Annotated in this window: 15 protein-coding genes and 1 tRNA gene; 7 read left to right on the top strand and 9 right to left on the bottom strand. The window is 74.0% G+C overall.

What is annotated here, in order from left to right; translation table 11 throughout:
- Window position 1 precedes the first annotated feature (1 nt).
- From A2CP1_RS03110 to A2CP1_RS03085, 6 genes are all read right to left on the bottom strand, one after another.
- Window positions 2–307 (bottom strand): 2Fe-2S iron-sulfur cluster-binding protein, encoded by a 306-nt coding sequence (locus A2CP1_RS03110; protein WP_012632023.1) that lies wholly within the window; start codon window positions 305–307, stop codon window positions 2–4.
- Between the two features lies 1 nt (window position 308).
- Window positions 309–2,186, bottom strand: a complete 1,878-nt coding sequence (hscA, locus tag A2CP1_RS03105; protein WP_012632022.1) for a Fe-S protein assembly chaperone HscA — start codon at window positions 2,184–2,186, stop codon at window positions 309–311.
- Between the two features lie 22 nt (window positions 2,187–2,208).
- Window positions 2,209–2,826 (bottom strand): Fe-S protein assembly co-chaperone HscB, encoded by a 618-nt coding sequence (hscB, locus tag A2CP1_RS03100; RefSeq protein WP_012524701.1) that lies wholly within the window; start codon window positions 2,824–2,826, stop codon window positions 2,209–2,211.
- A 90-nt stretch (window positions 2,827–2,916) separates the two neighbouring features.
- Window positions 2,917–3,249: a HesB/IscA family protein gene (locus A2CP1_RS03095; protein WP_012524700.1), complete on the bottom strand. Its 333-nt coding sequence runs from the start codon at window positions 3,247–3,249 to the stop codon at window positions 2,917–2,919.
- Between the two features lie 11 nt (window positions 3,250–3,260).
- Window positions 3,261–3,722: a Fe-S cluster assembly scaffold IscU gene (gene iscU, locus A2CP1_RS03090; RefSeq protein WP_012524699.1), complete on the bottom strand. Its 462-nt coding sequence runs from the start codon at window positions 3,720–3,722 to the stop codon at window positions 3,261–3,263.
- Between the two features lie 55 nt (window positions 3,723–3,777).
- On the bottom strand, window positions 3,778–4,992 hold the full coding sequence (locus tag A2CP1_RS03085) for an IscS subfamily cysteine desulfurase (protein ID WP_012632021.1): 1,215 nt from the start codon (window positions 4,990–4,992) through the stop codon (window positions 3,778–3,780).
- Window positions 4,993–5,285: 293 nt separating this feature from the next.
- Here A2CP1_RS03085 and A2CP1_RS03080 point away from each other — a divergent pair, with 293 nt between their 5' ends.
- The gene (locus tag A2CP1_RS03080) at window positions 5,286–6,566 is read left to right on the top strand and encodes a protein-disulfide reductase DsbD family protein (RefSeq protein ID WP_245529969.1); all 1,281 of its coding nucleotides are present in this window, start codon (window positions 5,286–5,288) and stop codon (window positions 6,564–6,566) included.
- 33 nt (window positions 6,567–6,599) lie between these two features.
- Here A2CP1_RS03080 and A2CP1_RS03075 read toward each other — a convergent pair whose 3' ends face one another.
- Window positions 6,600–7,487, bottom strand: coding sequence for a hypothetical protein (locus tag A2CP1_RS03075; protein WP_012632019.1), 888 nt, complete (start codon window positions 7,485–7,487; stop codon window positions 6,600–6,602).
- A gap of 333 nt (window positions 7,488–7,820) precedes the next feature.
- Between A2CP1_RS03075 and A2CP1_RS03070 the strand changes: the two genes are divergently transcribed.
- The 5 genes from A2CP1_RS03070 to A2CP1_RS03050 all read left to right on the top strand — a co-directional run bounded on the left by A2CP1_RS03070 (window position 7,821) and on the right by A2CP1_RS03050 (window position 12,985).
- Window positions 7,821–7,904 (top strand) — tRNA-Leu (locus A2CP1_RS03070).
- Between the two features lie 157 nt (window positions 7,905–8,061).
- Window positions 8,062–9,099 carry an N-acetyl-gamma-glutamyl-phosphate reductase gene (gene argC / locus A2CP1_RS03065; RefSeq protein ID WP_012632018.1) on the top strand — a complete coding sequence of 346 codons (1,038 nt, stop codon included), beginning with the start codon at window positions 8,062–8,064 and terminating at the stop codon, window positions 9,097–9,099.
- A 2-nt stretch (window positions 9,100–9,101) separates the two neighbouring features.
- Entirely contained in the window at window positions 9,102–11,201 is a 2,100-nt protein-coding gene (gene argJ / locus A2CP1_RS03060; protein ID WP_012632017.1) for a bifunctional glutamate N-acetyltransferase/amino-acid acetyltransferase ArgJ, read from the top strand.
- Window positions 11,198–11,680, top strand: coding sequence for an arginine repressor (locus A2CP1_RS03055; RefSeq protein WP_012632016.1), 483 nt, complete (start codon window positions 11,198–11,200; stop codon window positions 11,678–11,680). Before argJ ends, A2CP1_RS03055 begins: the two co-directional genes overlap by 4 nt.
- A gap of 255 nt (window positions 11,681–11,935) precedes the next feature.
- Window positions 11,936–12,985 carry a hypothetical protein gene (locus tag A2CP1_RS03050; RefSeq protein ID WP_012632015.1) on the top strand — a complete coding sequence of 350 codons (1,050 nt, stop codon included), beginning with the start codon at window positions 11,936–11,938 and terminating at the stop codon, window positions 12,983–12,985.
- A gap of 37 nt (window positions 12,986–13,022) precedes the next feature.
- Here A2CP1_RS03050 and A2CP1_RS03045 read toward each other — a convergent pair whose 3' ends face one another.
- Window positions 13,023–14,228: a protoporphyrinogen/coproporphyrinogen oxidase gene (locus tag A2CP1_RS03045; RefSeq protein ID WP_012524690.1), complete on the bottom strand. Its 1,206-nt coding sequence runs from the start codon at window positions 14,226–14,228 to the stop codon at window positions 13,023–13,025.
- Window positions 14,229–14,401: 173 nt separating this feature from the next.
- Here A2CP1_RS03045 and A2CP1_RS03040 point away from each other — a divergent pair, with 173 nt between their 5' ends.
- On the top strand, window positions 14,402–15,283 hold the full coding sequence (locus A2CP1_RS03040) for an NAD(P)-dependent oxidoreductase (protein ID WP_012632014.1): 882 nt from the start codon (window positions 14,402–14,404) through the stop codon (window positions 15,281–15,283).
- 12 nt (window positions 15,284–15,295) lie between these two features.
- Here the strand turns inward: A2CP1_RS03040 and A2CP1_RS03035 are convergent, their stop codons facing one another.
- Window positions 15,296–15,703 (bottom strand): response regulator, encoded by a 408-nt coding sequence (locus A2CP1_RS03035; protein ID WP_012632013.1) that lies wholly within the window; start codon window positions 15,701–15,703, stop codon window positions 15,296–15,298.
- Window positions 15,704–15,773 lie beyond the last annotated feature (70 nt).

Raw genomic sequence — 15,773 nt, 5'->3', positions numbered from 1 at the left:
CTCACGACGCGATGCGGTTGCCGGGGATGCGGACCACCACGTCCTCGCCGCCGACGCAGGCCTGGCACCCGAGCCGCGAGCTGGGCGCGAGCCCCGCCGCCTCGTTCAGCTTGTCGTCCTCGCGGTCGCCGAGCTCCGAGAGCGAGGCGAGCCCCTGCTCGATCCACACGTGACAGGTGGTGCACGCCGCGACCCCGCCGCAGTTGTGCGGCAGGTCCACGTCGGCGGCCTCGGCCGCGTCGAGGATCGAGGTCCCGGCCGGCACCTCGGCCGACTTCCCGTCCGGGAGGAAGGTCACCCTTGGCACGTCAGCCCTCCTCCCCGTGTTCCTGGTCCTCGCCCTTCGCGCCCGTGGCGGGCGGGGCGTCGCCGAACTCGTCCACGCGGTGGCCGGCCATGGCCTTCGCCACGTGCTTGTCCATGCGCCGCTCCGCGAACGCCTTGGAGGCCGCGTCCACCGACTCGATCCAGGCCTTCACGGCCAGGTAGTCGGTGCCCTCCATGGCGGTGCGCAGGCCGCGCATCCGCTCCTCGACGGCGGCCCGCTCGTCGGGCCGGAGCAGCTCGCCGTCCATCGCGAACGCGGTCTCGAGCGAGGAGAGGATCCGGTCGCCCTCCACCCGCCACTCGCGCAGGAAGCGCTCGGACACGTCCTCCTCGGCGTGCTCGATGCTCTCCACCAGCATGTGCTCGACCTCTTCCTCGGTGAGGCCGTAGGTGGGCTTCACCTGGATCCGCTGCTCGATGCCGGTGGTGAGCTCGCGCGCCGAGACCTGCAGGATGCCGTCCGCGTCCACCGAGTAGGTGATCTCCACCCGCGCGATGCCGGCCGGCATGGGCGGGATGCCCTTCAGCGTGAAGCGGGCCAGCGAGCGGCAGTCGCGGGCCAGCTCGCGCTCGCCCTGCACCACGTGGATCACCATGCCGGTCTGGCCGTCGGCGTAGGTGGTGAACTGCTGGGTGGCGGAGGCCGGGATGGTGGAGTTGCGCAGGATGATCTTCTCGACCACCCCGCCCATCATCTCGACGCCGAGCGAGAGCGGGATGACGTCGAGCAGCAGCACGTCCTCGCGCCCGCCCCGGTCGAGCGCGTCGGCCTGCACCGCGGCCCCGAGCGCCACCACCGTGTCCGGGTCGAGGTCGGTGAGCGGCTCCTGGCCGAAGAGCGCCTTCACGTGGCGGCGCACCAGCGGCGTGCGGGTGGCCCCGCCCACCAGCACCACCCCGTCCACCTTCTCGACGCCCGCGTCGCGGAGCGCCGCCCGGCACGGGATCGTGGTGCGCTCCACCACCGGCTGGATGAGCGCCTCCAGCTCGGCACGGGTCAGGCGCGCCCGCAGGTGATGACCCTCCGGCAGCTCCACCTCGGCCTCGACGGTCTCCTCGTCGGTGAGCGCCTCGCGGATCCGCTGCGCCGCCGCCACCGCGCCGCGCAGCACCGCCGGCGACGGGTCGGCGCTGGGCGGGGTGAGGCCGCCGTCGAGCAGCCTGCGCGCCACCAGGCGGTCGAAGTCGTCGCCGCCGAGGTGCGTGTCGCCGACGGTGGAGAGCACCTCGAACACGCCCTCCTCCAGCCGCAGGATCGACACGTCGAACGTGCCGCCGCCCAGGTCGTAGACCGCGAACACGCCCTGCGAGCGCTTGTCGAGGCCGTACGCCACCGCGGCCGCGGTCGGCTCGTTCAGGAGGCGCAGCACGTCCAGCCCGGCGAGCCGGCCGGCGTCCTTGGTGGCCTGGCGCTGCGCGTCGTCGAAGTACGCCGGCACGGTGATCACGCAGCCGCCCGGTGCTCCGCCCAGCGCCTCGCCCGCCGCGCGCCGCAGCACGCGCAGGATCTCCGCCGAGACCTCGATCGGCGTCACCGTGCGCTTCCCGCCGCCGACGCGGAGGCGCACCATCGCGCCGGCCTCGTCGAACTGGTAGATGCCCCGGTCCTCCGGCCGGATGTCGCCCGGACCGCGGCCCATGAAGCGCTTCACCGACAGGATCGTGTCCACCGGCCGCTCGGGGGCGCGGCGCTTGGCGGCGCCGCCGACCTCGACGCTGCCGTCCGGCGGATAGAACACCGCCGACGCGAGCAGCGGCCTGCCCTCGTCCACCGGGAGGATGCGGGGGCGGTTCCGCTCGTCCACGTGGGCGACGAGCGAGTTGGTCGTGCCGAGGTCGATCCCGATCGCGCGGGGCATGGCTTTCTTCTACTACGGATCGCTAGGACGCGACCGCCGCGCTGGCGCGCTCCGCGTCCGCGATGATGTGATCGTAATACCGGGCGCGGGAGAGCAGGCGAGCGATCTCGATCACGAGCTCCGAGAACCAGTGATCGTCCTCGAAGCAGCGCGCCACCTCGGTCTCGAGGGCCTGCAGGCGGGCCCGGGCGCGGGCCGCGATGTCGCGCAGGCCGGCCGCGTCGCGATCCGACTGGGCGAGCGCCATGTCCTCGCGCCACTCCAGCTGCTCCTCCAGGAACTGCGGATCGGCGAAGGTCCTGCCCTCGGCGAACACGTCGGTGCCGGCCAGCTTGAGCAGGTAGGCGGCGCGGAGGCGCCAGTCCTTCAGGTAGCGGTGCGCGTCGTTCAGCCGGGTGGCGCGCTCCAGCGAGAGGCGGCGCTCTCGCGCCTCCGCCTTGGCGAAGCGATCGGGGTGCAGCGAGCGGGAGAGCGTGCGGAAGTTGCGGTCGAGCTCCGCGGGATCGAGCGCGAACTGGCGCGGCAGGCCGAGCAGCGAGAAGTAGTCCTCGGTGCGCCCGACCGGCTGGATCTTCTGGCAGCTCGGGCAGAAGGGGGTCTGCTGCTCCTCCTGCGCCTTGCAGCTCCAGCAGTGCGCCACGCGGCCTCCGTGGCCCCGATAACGATCGTTCCCGCCCTGCCTGCGCGCCGTGGCGCGGGGCGAAGCGGGAACGCGATCCAGCCGGGGCGGCTAGATCGTGAAGGACTCGCCGCAGCCGCAGGCGCTCTTCACGTTCGGGTTCCGGAACACGAACCCGGTCTGCATGAGCGTCTGCTGCCAGTCGATCACGGTGCCGGCGAGGAACACCGCGCTCTTCGGGTCCACGAACACGCGCGCGCCGTCGCGCTCGATGACCTGGTCGAACCTGGCCGGCTCGTTCGACCAGTCGATGAAGTACGACAGGCCCGAGCAGCCCCCGCCCTTCACGCCGAGGCGGAGCCCGCCCGCGGGCGTGCCCTTCTGCGCGCCGAGCGCCTTGATCTGCACCGCCGCCTTCTCGCTGATCTCGATCGCCGCCGCCATGTCCCGCGCTCCTAGATCCCGGACTTCAGCACGCCCTTCTCGATGAGCGCGCTGCGATCGCCCTGGACCGTGTTCGGCTTCACCGACGGCTCCCGGCCGTGCTTCTTCTGCCAGTCGGCCACCGCCGCCTTGATGGCATCCTCCGCCAGGACCGAGCAGTGGATCTTGACCGGCGGCAGGTTCAGCTCGTTCGCCACGTCGGTGTTCTTGATGGTGAGGGCCTCCTCCACCGTCCGGCCCTTCACCCACTCGGTCACGAGCGACGACGAGGCGATGGCCGACCCGCAGCCGAACGTCTTGAACTTCGCGTCCTCGATGACGCCGTCGTCGCTGACCTTGATCTGCAGCTTCATCACGTCGCCGCAGGCCGGGGCGCCCACCAGGCCCGTGCCGACGTCCGGATCGTTCTTGTCGAGCGAGCCGACGTTGCGGGGGTGCTCGTAGTGGTCGATGAGCTTCTCGGAGTACGCCATCGGTCGTTCCTTCCCTCGTTCCCGTCCACGTGGACCGGCTCGAGCAGTCCCGGTCCTAGTGTGGGTTCGCCCACTCGATCTGGTTCAGGTCGACGCCGTCCTTCACCATCTCGTAGAGCGGCGACATCTCGCGCAGCTTGCGGACCTTCTCGCCGAAGAGGCGGATCGTGTAGTCCACCTCCTCCTCCGTGCTGAACCGGCCCAGGCCGAAGCGGATCGACGAGTGGGCCAGGTCCTCGGACACGCCCATCGCCCGGAGCACGTACGACGGCTCGAGCGACGCGCTGGTGCAGGCGGAGCCGGAGGAGACGGCCACGTCCTTCACCGCCATCATGAGCGCCTCGCCCTCGACGTAGGCGAAGCTCACGTTGAGGTTGCCGGGGACGCGGTGCTCCAGGCTCCCGTTCACGGTCAGGAGATCGAGCTCCTTCTCCAGGCCCTTGCGCAGCCGCTCGCGGAGCGCGGTGACGCGGACCGCCTCGGCGTCGCGCTCCAGCCGCGCCAGCTCGGCCGCCTTGCCCATGCCCACGATGCCGGGGACGTTCAGCGTGCCGGAGCGGAAGCCGCGCTCGTGGCCGCCGCCGTCCATCTCGGCGACGAGGCGCACGCGCGGCTTGCGGCGGACGTAGAGCGCGCCCATCCCCTTCGGGCCGTACATCTTGTGCGCGGAGATCGAGGCGAGATCCACGTTCATCGCCTCGACGTCGAACGGGATCTTGCCGATCGACTGCACCGCGTCGCAGTGGAACACCACGCCCGCCCCGCGGGCGATGCGGCCGATCTCGGCGATGGGGTGGACCACGCCGGTCTCGTTGTTCGCGTGCATCACCGAGACGAGGATCGTGTCGGGGCGCAGCGCCGCCTGCACCTTGGCGGGATCGAGCCGGCCGTCGCGCTCGGGCTCGAGGAAGGTGACCTCGAAGCCCTGCCGCTCGAGGGCGTGCATCGAGTCGAGCACCGCCTTGTGCTCGGTCTTGCAGGTGACGAGGTGCTTGCCCTTCGCCTGGTAGAAGTGCGCCGCGCCCTTGACCGCGAGGTTGTCGGACTCGGTCGCGCCGCTCGTCCAGACGATCTCCTTGGCCGAGGCGCCGATCAGCTTCGCGACCTCCTCGCGGGCTGCCTCCACCGCCTCCTCGGCCTTCCAGCCGAAGGCGTGGCTCTTCGACGCGGCGTTCCCGTACTCCGTGGTGAAGTACGGGAGCATGGCCTCCAGCACGCGCGGATCGACGGGCGTCGTCGCGTGGTAATCCATGTAGATGGGAATCTTCATCGCGCCCGGAACCTCTAAGATGCAGGGGCCTCGGCCGTGACCAACGTGGACGGCCGGGGTCGAGTATAAAGATTCACGTCATCGGGTCAAGCGGCCCCCCTCTACCAAACTATCGGGCGCGACAGGACTTTTTTTCTTAGATCTGCAAGGCCATTCGCATGCGCTTCGCCATCCGCACCCTCCTCGCTGCCCTCACCTTCGCCGCCGTGGCGTGGATCCCAGACCTGATCGGTCTCGGACCCGCTGGGGGGTCGAGCGATCTGCGCCTCGGCGCACTGCTGGCGGAGGGGTCCGTGCTGGCGTTCGCGGTCGCGTTCGCCGGCGGCGTGGCGACCAGCCTCACGCCGTGCGTGTACCCGCTCATCCCGATCACCGTCTCGATCTTCGGCGCCCGCAAGGCGGGCTCCCGCGGCGAGGCGATGGCGGTGTCGGCGCTCTACGTCCTCGGCATCGCCGCGATGTACTCCGCCCTCGGGGTGGGTGCGGCGCTCACCGGCAAGGCGTTCGGCAGCGTGATGCAGAACCCGTGGGTGATCGGGTTCGTGGCGCTCGTGCTCGCCGCCATGGCGGCCTCGATGTTCGGCGCGTTCGAGCTGCAGCTCCCGGCCTCGATGCAGGCCCGCCTGAACGGCGTGGGCGGCGCGGGCCGCGCCGGCGCCTTCGCGATGGGGCTCGTCTCCGGGATCATCGCCGCGCCCTGCACCGGGCCGGTGCTCGCCGCCGCGCTCACCTTCGTGGCGGCCAAGGGCTCGGTCGCGTTCGGCTTCGGCATCATGTTCGCGTACGCGCTCGGCATGGGGCTGCTGTTCTTCCTCATCGGCGCGTTCTCCATCTCGCTCCCGAAGAGCGGGGCGTGGATGGAGACGGTGAAGTCGGTGTTCGGCGTGGCGCTGCTCGCGGCCGCGCTCATCTTCCTGAAGGACGCGTTCCCCGCGCTGAAGCCGCTGTTCTCGGCGGCCCGCGGCGCGGCGTTCGCGGCGGCCGCCGCGGCGGCGCTCGGCGTGCTGGCCGGCGCGCTCTCCGGGAGCTTCCACGCGCCCGCGCGGCAGCGGCTCGCGAAGGGGCTCGGCGTCGCGCTCCTGGTGGGCGGGATCGCCTACGCGGCCGGCGCGGCCGGCGCCCGCGAGCGGGCGCGCGCGCACGCGGGCTTCTCGTGGCTCCACTCCGAGGCGGAGGCGCTCGCGCTCGCCAAGGCCGAGGGCCGGCCGGTCATCATCGACTTCTGGGCCGACTGGTGCACCGCCTGCAAGGAGCTGGACAAGATCGCCTGGGCGAAGCCGGAGGTGCAGGACGAGGCCGCCCGGTTCGTGGCGCTGAAGCTCGACGGCACCGACGGCTCGGACGCGTTCAACGCGCTCGCCGAGAAGTACGGCGTGGTGGGCATGCCCACCGTGATCTTCATCGACCCGCGCGGTCGCGAGGTGCCGGACCGCGTGATGGGCGCCATCTCCGCCGGCGAGATGGTGCAGAAGCTCCGCGCCGTGGACCGCGCCTGCGAGGGCCAGCCGTCGCCGGCGAAGCCCGCCGCGGTGCAGGGCGAGCCGGTCGCGATGGCCTGCGCCTCGCGCTGGTAGCAGCCCGGCGCGAGGGCGCAGCCCTCGTCACGATCAGAACGCCCGGAAGCCTCCGACGATCAGGAACGTCAGCTCGCCCCGCGTCTCCTTCAGCGGCGCGTCGCCCGCACCGGCGCGCACGCCCAACCCGGCGCGGGCCCCCAGCGTGAAGTCGCCGTAGAACGGCGCCTCGTACGCGAAGGTGACCCGCGGCAGGAACAGCAGGCCGGCGTCGTGCCGGACGGTGAACACGAGGGGCAGCTCGCCCAGCGCCGACGCGACCCCGCCGCCGGCGCGCCGCGAGAGCGCGAGCCCGGGCGCGACCTCGAGCCCCCGGTCGGTGTGGTTCTTCGAGTCGATCCAGGTGCCGCCGAAGTTCGCGTACCAGGCCACGGCGAGGCGGGCGGCCACGTCGAGGCCGCTCGAGCGCCCCAGGCCACGGCGGTACCAGCCGCCGAGGCGGAGCTCGGTCTTGGCCCAGTCCAGCGAGGCGAGCGCGCCCAGGTCGTCGATCCGGGTGAGGCCCTGGCCGTACATCGCGCCGAGCGAGGGCCAGCCCGCCTCGACCTCGACGGCGGAGCCGCCGCCGAGCGGCTCGGCGGAGAGGAGCGACCGGAGCGGGGCCCGGGCGGCGCCGTACGAGGCGGGGGCGGCCGGCGCCGGCGCAGGCTCGGCGCGGGCGGGCGGCGGACGCGCGGGCGCGGGGGCCGGCGCGGGCCGGGCCTCCGGCGGCGCGGCGTCGGTGGGCGCGCCGGGGGGCGCGTCCTGGGCCGGCGGCGGCGGCGCGGGGAGCATCGCGCCGGGCGGCGGCGCCGGGCTGCGCTTCCCCTTCTCGGGCAGCGGCGGGTTGCCGCCGAACGGCGCGTCGCCGGGGTTCGCCTGGGCGAGCACGGGGCCCGGGGCGGCGAGGACGAGGTGGAGCGCGGCGACGGTGGCGAGCATGGTGATCCCTCCGGAGTCGGCGGATTCTAGACGGCCGCTCCGGGTTCGGGAACGCTCCGCGAGCGAAGCGATTCCGCGCCCGTCGCTTGCCGCAGCCCCGAAGGCCCGCTCCAGCCTCGCGCGCAGCCGCGTCCGCGCGGAGCCGCCCCGTCCCGCTTCCCACGCTCCCCGCGCCCGCGGGGACCTCGCGCGAGCCCGCGCACGCGGGCGCGCGAGGTCACGGGACCCGCGGGGCAGGGTCGGGCCCCGCGGAGCTCCGCTCCGTGGGGCGGGGCCGCAGGCCCCGTACTAGTTGACACCCCGGCCACCCCCGGCTAGAGAGGAGGCCCCTTCGCCCAGGTGGCGGAACTGGTAGACGCACCAGATTCAGGGTCTGGCGGCCTCAAAACCGTGGAGGTTCGAATCCTCTCCTGGGCACTGACCGGCGGGCGAAAGCCCGCCGGTCTTTTTTTCGCCTCCAGGCGCCGATCCGGCCCGCTCCCGTGCCCGCCCGCGCCCTGATCGCCCGGCGCGGCCGCGGGCCCGGCCCGGCGCGTATTGACATCGCGGGCCGACTGCATATTTATGCATCCCCATGCATAGCCATTCGGCCGCGGTGATCGGCGCGTCCGGTTACTCCGGCCTCGAGCTCACCCGCCTGCTGGCGCGCCACCCGCACGCGCGCCTCACCGCGATCTACTCCGACCGCTGGAGCGGCGAGCGCGCCGGCGCGCGCCTGCCGCTGCCCGGCCCCGCCGCCTCGCTCGCGTACCTGCCGCTCGCCGAGGGCGAGGCGGCCGACGCGGACGTGGTGTTCCTCGCCACGCCGGCCGAGGTCTCGGCCGACCTCGTGCCGCGGCTGCTCGCGCGCGGGGCGAAGCTGGTGGTGGATCTCTCCGGCGCGTTCCGGCTCACCGACCCCGCCGCCTATCCGGCCTGGTACGGCTTCACCCACCCCGCCCCGGAGCTGCTCGCCGAGGCGCGCTACGGCTGCCCGGAGCTGGGCCGCGAGGCGCTGGCCGGCGCGCGGCTGGTCACGAACCCGGGCTGCTACGCCACGACGATCGCGCTGGCGCTCGCGCCGCTGGTGCGCAGCGGCGTGGCCTCGCCGGACGGCATCGCGGTGACCGGCCTCTCCGGCGTGTCCGGCGCCGGCCGCAAGTCGAGCGAGGACTACAGCTTCGTCGAGGTCTCCGACGACCTGCGCGCCTACCGGCTGGGCCGCCACCAGCACGTCCCGGAGATCGAGCAGACCGTGGCGCGCCACGCCGGCGCGTGCGGCCCCATCTCCTTCTCCCCGGTGCTCGTGCCCATCCGCCGCGGCATCCTCGCCACCGCGGTCCTGCGCCCCGCCCCCGGCGCGACGCAGGCCGACGTGGCCGCGGCGCTGGAGCGGGCCTACGGCGACGAGCCGTTCGTCTCGGTGCGCGCGCCCGACAAGGTGGCGGTGAAGGACGTGGTGCACACGAACCGCTGCCACGTGGGCGCGGCGCTGGACGCGCGCGCCGGCGCCCTGGTGGCGGTCTCCGCCATCGACAACCTGGTGAAGGGCGCCGCGGGGCAGGCCGTGCAGTCCATGAACGCCGCGCTGGGCTGGCCGGAGACGGCCGGCCTCGACCTGCTGGGAGGCTAGCGGTGAGGATCCCGAAGGGCTTCCGGTTCGGCGGGGTGGCGTGCGGGCTGAAGCCGCAGCGCCGCGACCTCGCGCTCGTCGTCTCCGACCACCCGGCCGCCGCGGCCGGCCTGTTCACCATCAACCGCGCCGCCGCCGCGCCGGTCATCGACGCGCGCACGCGCGTGCCGGCCGAGGGCATCCGCGCCATCGTGGTGAACTCCGGGAACGCGAACGCGCTCACCGGCCCGGCCGGCCTCGACGACGTCACCGTGATCCGCGCCGCGGTGGCCGACGCGCTCGGGCTCCAGAAGCGCGCGGTGCTCACCGCGTCCACCGGCGTCATCGGCGCGCGGCTGCCCGCCATGAAGGTGGTCACCGCGCTGCCGGCGCTGGTGGACCAGCTCGGCGACCACCCGGATCTCGCCGCCGAGGCGATCATGACCACCGACACGCGGCCGAAGATGGCCGCGCGCGAGGTGACGCTGGGCGGGAAGACCGCCATCGTGACCGCGATCTGCAAGGGCTCGGGCATGCTCGCGCCGCAGCTCGCGACCACGATCTGCCTGCTCGTCACCGACGCGGCGGTGACGCCGCGCGCGCTGCAGGACGCGCTGGCACGGGCGGTGGAGCGGACGCTGCACATGGTGACGGTGGACGGCGAGATGTCCACCAACGACACGGTCTACGCGCTCGCGAACGGGCTGGCCGGCAACCCGCGCATCTCCGACCCGGGGCCGGACCTGGATCGCCTGGAGACCGCGCTCACCGACCTGCTGGAGGAGATGGCCCGCGCCATGGCGGCCGACGGCGAGGGCGCCACCAAGCTGGTGGAGGTGGTGGTGTCCGGCGCCCCGTCGGACGAGGCGGCACGCGACTGCGCCCGCGCCGTCGCCTCCTCGCCGCTGGTGAAGGCGGCGCTGTTCGGGGCCGATCCGAACTGGGGCCGCGTGCTCGCCACGGTGGGCGCGCGCGCCGGCGCCATGAACTACCCCATCGACCCGTACCGGGCGCGGGTGGTGCTGCAGGGCGTGACGGTGTTCGAGGGCGGCGCGCCGGTCGAGCTGGATCGCGAGGGGCTCCGGACGCGCATGCGCGACAGCCGCATCGACGTGCTGGTCGAGCTCGCCGACGGGACCGCGCGCGCGGTGGCCTGGGGCTGCGATCTCTCCTACGACTACGTCAAGATCAACGCCGACTACACCTCGCTCATCGTGCAGCGGCCCGACGGCGGCGTCGGCAAGGACGACCGCGTCTCCAACTACAGCCCGGCGTTCAAGCGGACCCTGCTCGCCGAGGCGCTGAAGTACATCGCCGCGTTCTCCGGGCAGGTGGCGGTCATCAAGTACGGCGGCGCCGCCATGGTGAAGGACAGCCTGAAGGCCGCGTTCGCCGAGGACGTGACGCTGCTGAAGAAGGTCGGGCTGAAGCCGGTGGTGGTGCACGGCGGCGCGCCGGAGATCACCCGCACGCTCGAGAAGCTGGGCGAGCGCAGCGAGTTCGTGGACGGCATGCGCATCACCGACGCGCAGAGCCTGCCGGTGGTGGAGATGGTGCTCACCGGCAAGGTGAACCAGGAGCTGGTGGCGCTGCTCAACGCGCGCAGCGCCGGCGCGGTGGGCCTGTCCGGCAAGGACGGGCAGCTGCTCCGGGCGCGCAAGGCGGTGCACGAGTCCGGCCGCGACCTCGGCTACGTGGGCGAGGTGGTGCAGGTGAACACCCAGTTCCTGCGCATGTTCCTGGACGGCGGCTACGTCCCGGTGATCTCGCCCATCGGCCTCACCGACGACGGCACCGGCCTGTCGATCAACGCCGACGACGTCGCCGCGGCCATCGCGGTGGCGCTCGGGGCGCCGAAGCTCATCTACCTGACCGACGTCGCCGGGGTGCTGGAGTCGGCGCCCGACGGGCAGCTGGTCCGCCAGCTCACGCTCGCCGACCTCGACCGCCGCATCCAGGCGGGCGCCATCACCGGCGGGATGAAGTGGAAGGCCTGGGCCATCCAGACCGCGCTCCGCGGCGGGGTGGGCCGGGTGCACGTCCTCGACGGCCGGCAGCCGCACACCGTCATCGCCGAGCTCTTCACCGACCGCGGGGTGGGCTCGCTCCTCACCGCCGAATGACCTCCGCCGACCGCCGCCGCGACGCCGTCGCCCGCATCATCCGCGCCCGCCGCATCGGGACGCAGGAGGAGCTGCTCGCCGCGCTGGAGCGGGCCGGCTTCCGCGCCACCCAGGCGACGCTCTCGCGCGACCTCGCCCGGCTGGGCGCGCGCCGCGTCTCCGGGCCGGAGGGCGCGGTGTACGAGCTGGGCGCCGACGGCGCCGACGGCGGCCTGGCCGCGCTGCGCGGCCTGGTGAGCAGCATCGCCGCGAACGCGTCCATGGTGGTCATCCGCACCCACCCCGGCAGCGCGCCCGCCATCGCGCGCGCCATCGACCTGGCCCAGCCGCCGGAGGTGCTCGGCACCATCGCCGGCGACGACACCATCTTCGTCGCGCCCGCCGGCGAGCTGCGCCCGCGGCGGCTCGCGGCGCGGCTGGCGGAGCTGCTCGGCACCCCCTCCGCGCTGGCCGGCGAGGGCGGCGAGCGGACCCACTGACAGCGCCGCCCATTCACGTGGAGCCCTGCTGCGGCGCACGCTGGCTGCCTGCGCCGGGCAGACTCGTCCCTGCGCTGCTCGACGTGCCCAGGGGCACGCCTGCGCTGCTCGGTCCTCGTGTGCCCGGCTCGGCGACGCCATCGTGTGCCTCGCGACGGGCCCCACGCGAACGGGAGGCGCCATGAGCCGCCGGACCGCTGCGCGGCCCGAACTCGTGCTTTGCCGCCGCACGCACCCGTCGTAGGTTGTGCCGGCATGCGCCGCCCCCCCCTCCCCCGGCCCGCCATCCTGGTCGCGGCCGCGCTGCTCGCCGGTACGTCCGGCTGCGTCGCCCACATGCCCCGCTCCGACGAGCCCACCATGCTGCTCGAGCGCAGCTACGTGGGCGCGTCCACGGCGAGCGGCCAGTCCTTCGAGGCGGCGCCGGCCCTCCACGTGCTCCTGCACAACGGGCTCGACGACCCGGACGTCTTCGAGCGGGGCGGGTGGGCCAGCGCGCTCTCGGCCTCGTTCCTGGCCACGCTGCGCGTGTCGCGCGGCGACTCGGCGCCGGTGCGCACGCCCACCTACGAGCCGCACGCGAAGCTGCAGCTCTTCCATCTCGATCCGGCCGGTGCGCGCCCCGCGCCCTCGGCGCCGCAGCCCTGGATGCGGATGGCGGTGCTGGAGCTGGGCGGCGGCCACCGCTCCAACGGGCAGCGCGGGTGCTCGCTCGACGAGCACGTCCGCCGCCCGGGCGACGGCGACTGGGAGTGCGCCCCGGCCACCGACCCGCCCTCCACCGCGCTCAACCTCGACGACGGCAGCTTCACCACGAACTTCGTCGCCGGCGGCGCGTACCTGCGCCTGCTCCGCACCGGCGACCAGCCCGGCGCGTTCACCTCGGCGCTCACGGTGGGCGGCGGGCTCGAGTACGAGGTCGCCTGCGGCCTCGGCGCGTGCATGCCGCAGGGCATGCGCCGCCGCTTCGGGCCGGTGAACGCCCGGTACCTGGCCGAGTGGGAGGCGCTGGTGCTGCGCGGTCGCACGCGGCGCGTCCCGCTGCTCGGCACGGTCCACCTGGACAGCAGCCTGCGGGCCACGCTCTCGGGCAACGTGCACCTGGGGGCGGCGCGCGGCCCGTTCGGCGACCTGTCGGCGGAGGTGGCCATCCTGCCCCGCAACCCGAAGGGCATGGTGATGGGCCTCTTCGTGCGGCGCCACGTCGGGTACGACTATCTCAACATCCGCTTCGAGGAGCGGCTCGACGCGTGGCTGTTCGGCCTGGTGCTCGACCCGACGCCGCTCGACGGCGCGCGGCGCTGACGAGGCCGGGACCGCGCGCGCTCGACCGGGCTCGGCGCTACCCCGCCACCCGCTTCCACTCCTCGTTGGAGCGGAGCACGCAGTCCTCGATGGCGAGGCCGGCGAAGTAGTTGCCGGTGACGGCGAGCTTCCCGCCCGCCAGGCAGCGGTCCAGCTCCGCCACGATGTCCGCGTGCCCCAGCGCCGGCGACGGCAGCGTGGTCCGCCGCTCCACCGGCGTCCCCAGCCGCTCCACCGGCACGCGCAGCACCTCGCTCATGCGCTTCAGGCGCTGCTCGCGCGAGGTCCCGTCGCGGAAGTGGAACGCGAAGGCGCGCATCCGCGGGTCCGGGAACGGGTCGCGCGTCACGCACGAGAAGAACAGGTCGTCCACCGGCACCAGGAACGCGCACTCCGGCATCCAGCACTCGGCGCGCGGCAGGACCACGCCCATGCTGTCCACCCGGACCGTGCCGACCCGGCGGATCCCGGTGGCGAGCTCGTGGAAGTCCTGCTCGAGCATGGCCGCCGCCGCGTCGGGCGGCGCCGCGACCGCCACCAGCGGCGCCTCCAGCGTGCGCCCGTCGGCGGTGGTCACCGCGAAGCCGCCGGCGGTGCGCGCCACGCGGCGGACCTCGACCCCGGTCTCCACCGTCACGCCCTTCGAGCGGGCCGCCGCGTCGGCCACCAGCTGCAGGCCGCCGTCGAACCCGAAGCTGCGGACGAACTCCTCCCGCCGCGGCCGCTTCTTGAACAGCGAGCCGGCGCCCTCCAGCGGGAAGCCGTCCGCCTTCTGCGACGGCACCGCGGCGAAGAACGGCGAGATGACGCGGTCGTAGTTCCCGCGGCCGAGCAGCCGCGAGTAGTACGAGTAGACGGTCTCCCCCTCCTTCTTGCGGAAGATGCCGGCGGGGAAGTGCACCGCGGCCTCGAGCCAGCTCAGCTGGAGCAGGACCTTGGGCGGGGTGAGCCAGCGATAGGTCCCGTCGCGCAGCAGCCCGAAGCTGGCGCGGGCCGGGCCGCGCTGGACGATCTTTCCGGCCACGCCGCCGCCCACCGCGATGTCCAGGAACGCGCCGTAGCTGTTGTAGACGGTGTGCGCGCCCATCTCGAACCAGTAGCCGTCGGGGCGCCGCTCGGAGTGCAGGCAGCCGCCGACGCGCCGGTCGCGCTCCAGGACCAGCACCTGCTTGCCCGCCTGCCCGGCCTTCCAGGCGAACGCGAGCCCGCTGATGCCCGCGCCGACCACGATGACGTCTGCCATGTCGATGGACCTTCCGCTGCGTGACGTCCCCGCCGAGAGGACGAGGAAGCCTCGCAGAGAACGCCGCGACGCGCCAGAGGGCTTTTCGCCGGCCTCCCGCACGGCCGCGGGGCGCGCCCGCGCGGCGCTCCGCCGCGCTGGCCGGGGCCGTTCGATTGATCTAGAGATCCCGGATGCGCTTGCGGATCGGCTTCATCGGCCTCGGGACGATGGGCGAGCCCATCGCCAACAACCTGCGCCGCGCTGGCCACGAGCTCGCGGTCTGGAACCGCACGCCGGCCCGGGCGGATCACCTCGTGTCCAGGGGCGCGAAGCGCGCCGCCACGCCGCGCGAGTGCGCGAGCGGCAGGGACGCGGTGTTCACCTGCGTGTCCGACGAGCGCGCGCTCGACGCGGTCCTCGACGGGCCCGACGGCGTGCTCGCCGGGCTGCGCGAGGGCGACGTGCTGGTGGACCTCACCACCGCGGGCGTCACCTCCGCCCGCGCGGTCGCCGCCCGCGCGGACGCGCGGGGCGCGCGCTTCGTCGCCTGCCCGGTGCTCGGCTCGAAGACGGCCGCGGAGCAGGCGCAGGTCGTGCTGGTGGCGGGCGGCCCCGGTCCGGCCCGCGAGCGGCTCCGCCCGGCGCTCCACGCGATCTCGGCCCGGCTGTTCGAGCTTGACGACCCGGCGCAGGCCGCGCTGATGAAGCTGTGCGTGAACGCGGTCGGCGGCGCGATGATGACCGCGTTCGGCGAGGCGGTGGCGCTCGCCTCCGCGGGCGGCGTCGAGCCGTCGCGCCTGGTGGAGGTGCTGCAGGCGTCCGCCTTCCACTCGCCGCTCTACCTCATGAAGGGCGAGCTGGTGCAGAAGAAGGACTGGGCGCCGCGGTTCCGCATCGCGCTCGCGGAGAAGGACCAGCGCCTCGCGCAGGAGGCCGCGGCCGAGCTGGGCGCGCAGGTCCCGGTCAGCGAGGCGGTCCGCGAGCTGATGGCCGCCGCGACCGAGGCCGGCCGCGGGGACCAGGACGTCGCGGCGCTCGCCGACCTCTACCTGGAGTGGACGCGGAGGCGGTGACGCGGGTCGCGCCTACGGCGCACCTTCCGCCAGCGCGGGTCGCGTCGGTCCGGCGGGCTCGAGCGCCTCGGCCACGGCGCGGACCAGATCGTCGAGGTGGAAGGGCTTCCGCACGTACCCGGCCGCCGGCGCGATCCGCTCCACCTCGCGCGCCACCTCGTCGGGCGGCGACGCCGACACGAACAGCACCCGCGGGCACCGCTCGCCGAGCGCGGCGCGCAGCTCCTGGAACAGGGTGGCGCCGTCCATGCCGGGCATGCGGAAGTCGAGCAGCGCGAGGTCGGGCGGGTTCCGCCGCGCGAGGACGAGCGCCTCGGCGGCGTCGCAGGTCGACACCGCGACGTGTCCCATCCGGCGGAGCGCCAGCTCGATGGCGCGCCGCACGATGTCGGTGTCGTCCACGATGAGAACCTGCGCCACGGCGTCCTCCAGCCCCCTGCCGTTGGCGCGTTGCGTGCCGCGTGCCGGGCGCCGGCCCGTGTTTTCCGGA

Source organism: Anaeromyxobacter dehalogenans 2CP-1, from assembly GCF_000022145.1.
In the GTDB taxonomy this organism is placed as follows: domain Bacteria; phylum Myxococcota; class Myxococcia; order Myxococcales; family Anaeromyxobacteraceae; genus Anaeromyxobacter; species Anaeromyxobacter dehalogenans.
The sequence above is the reverse complement of the archived record's forward strand: the minus strand, read 5'-3'. Positions and strand labels throughout refer to the sequence as shown.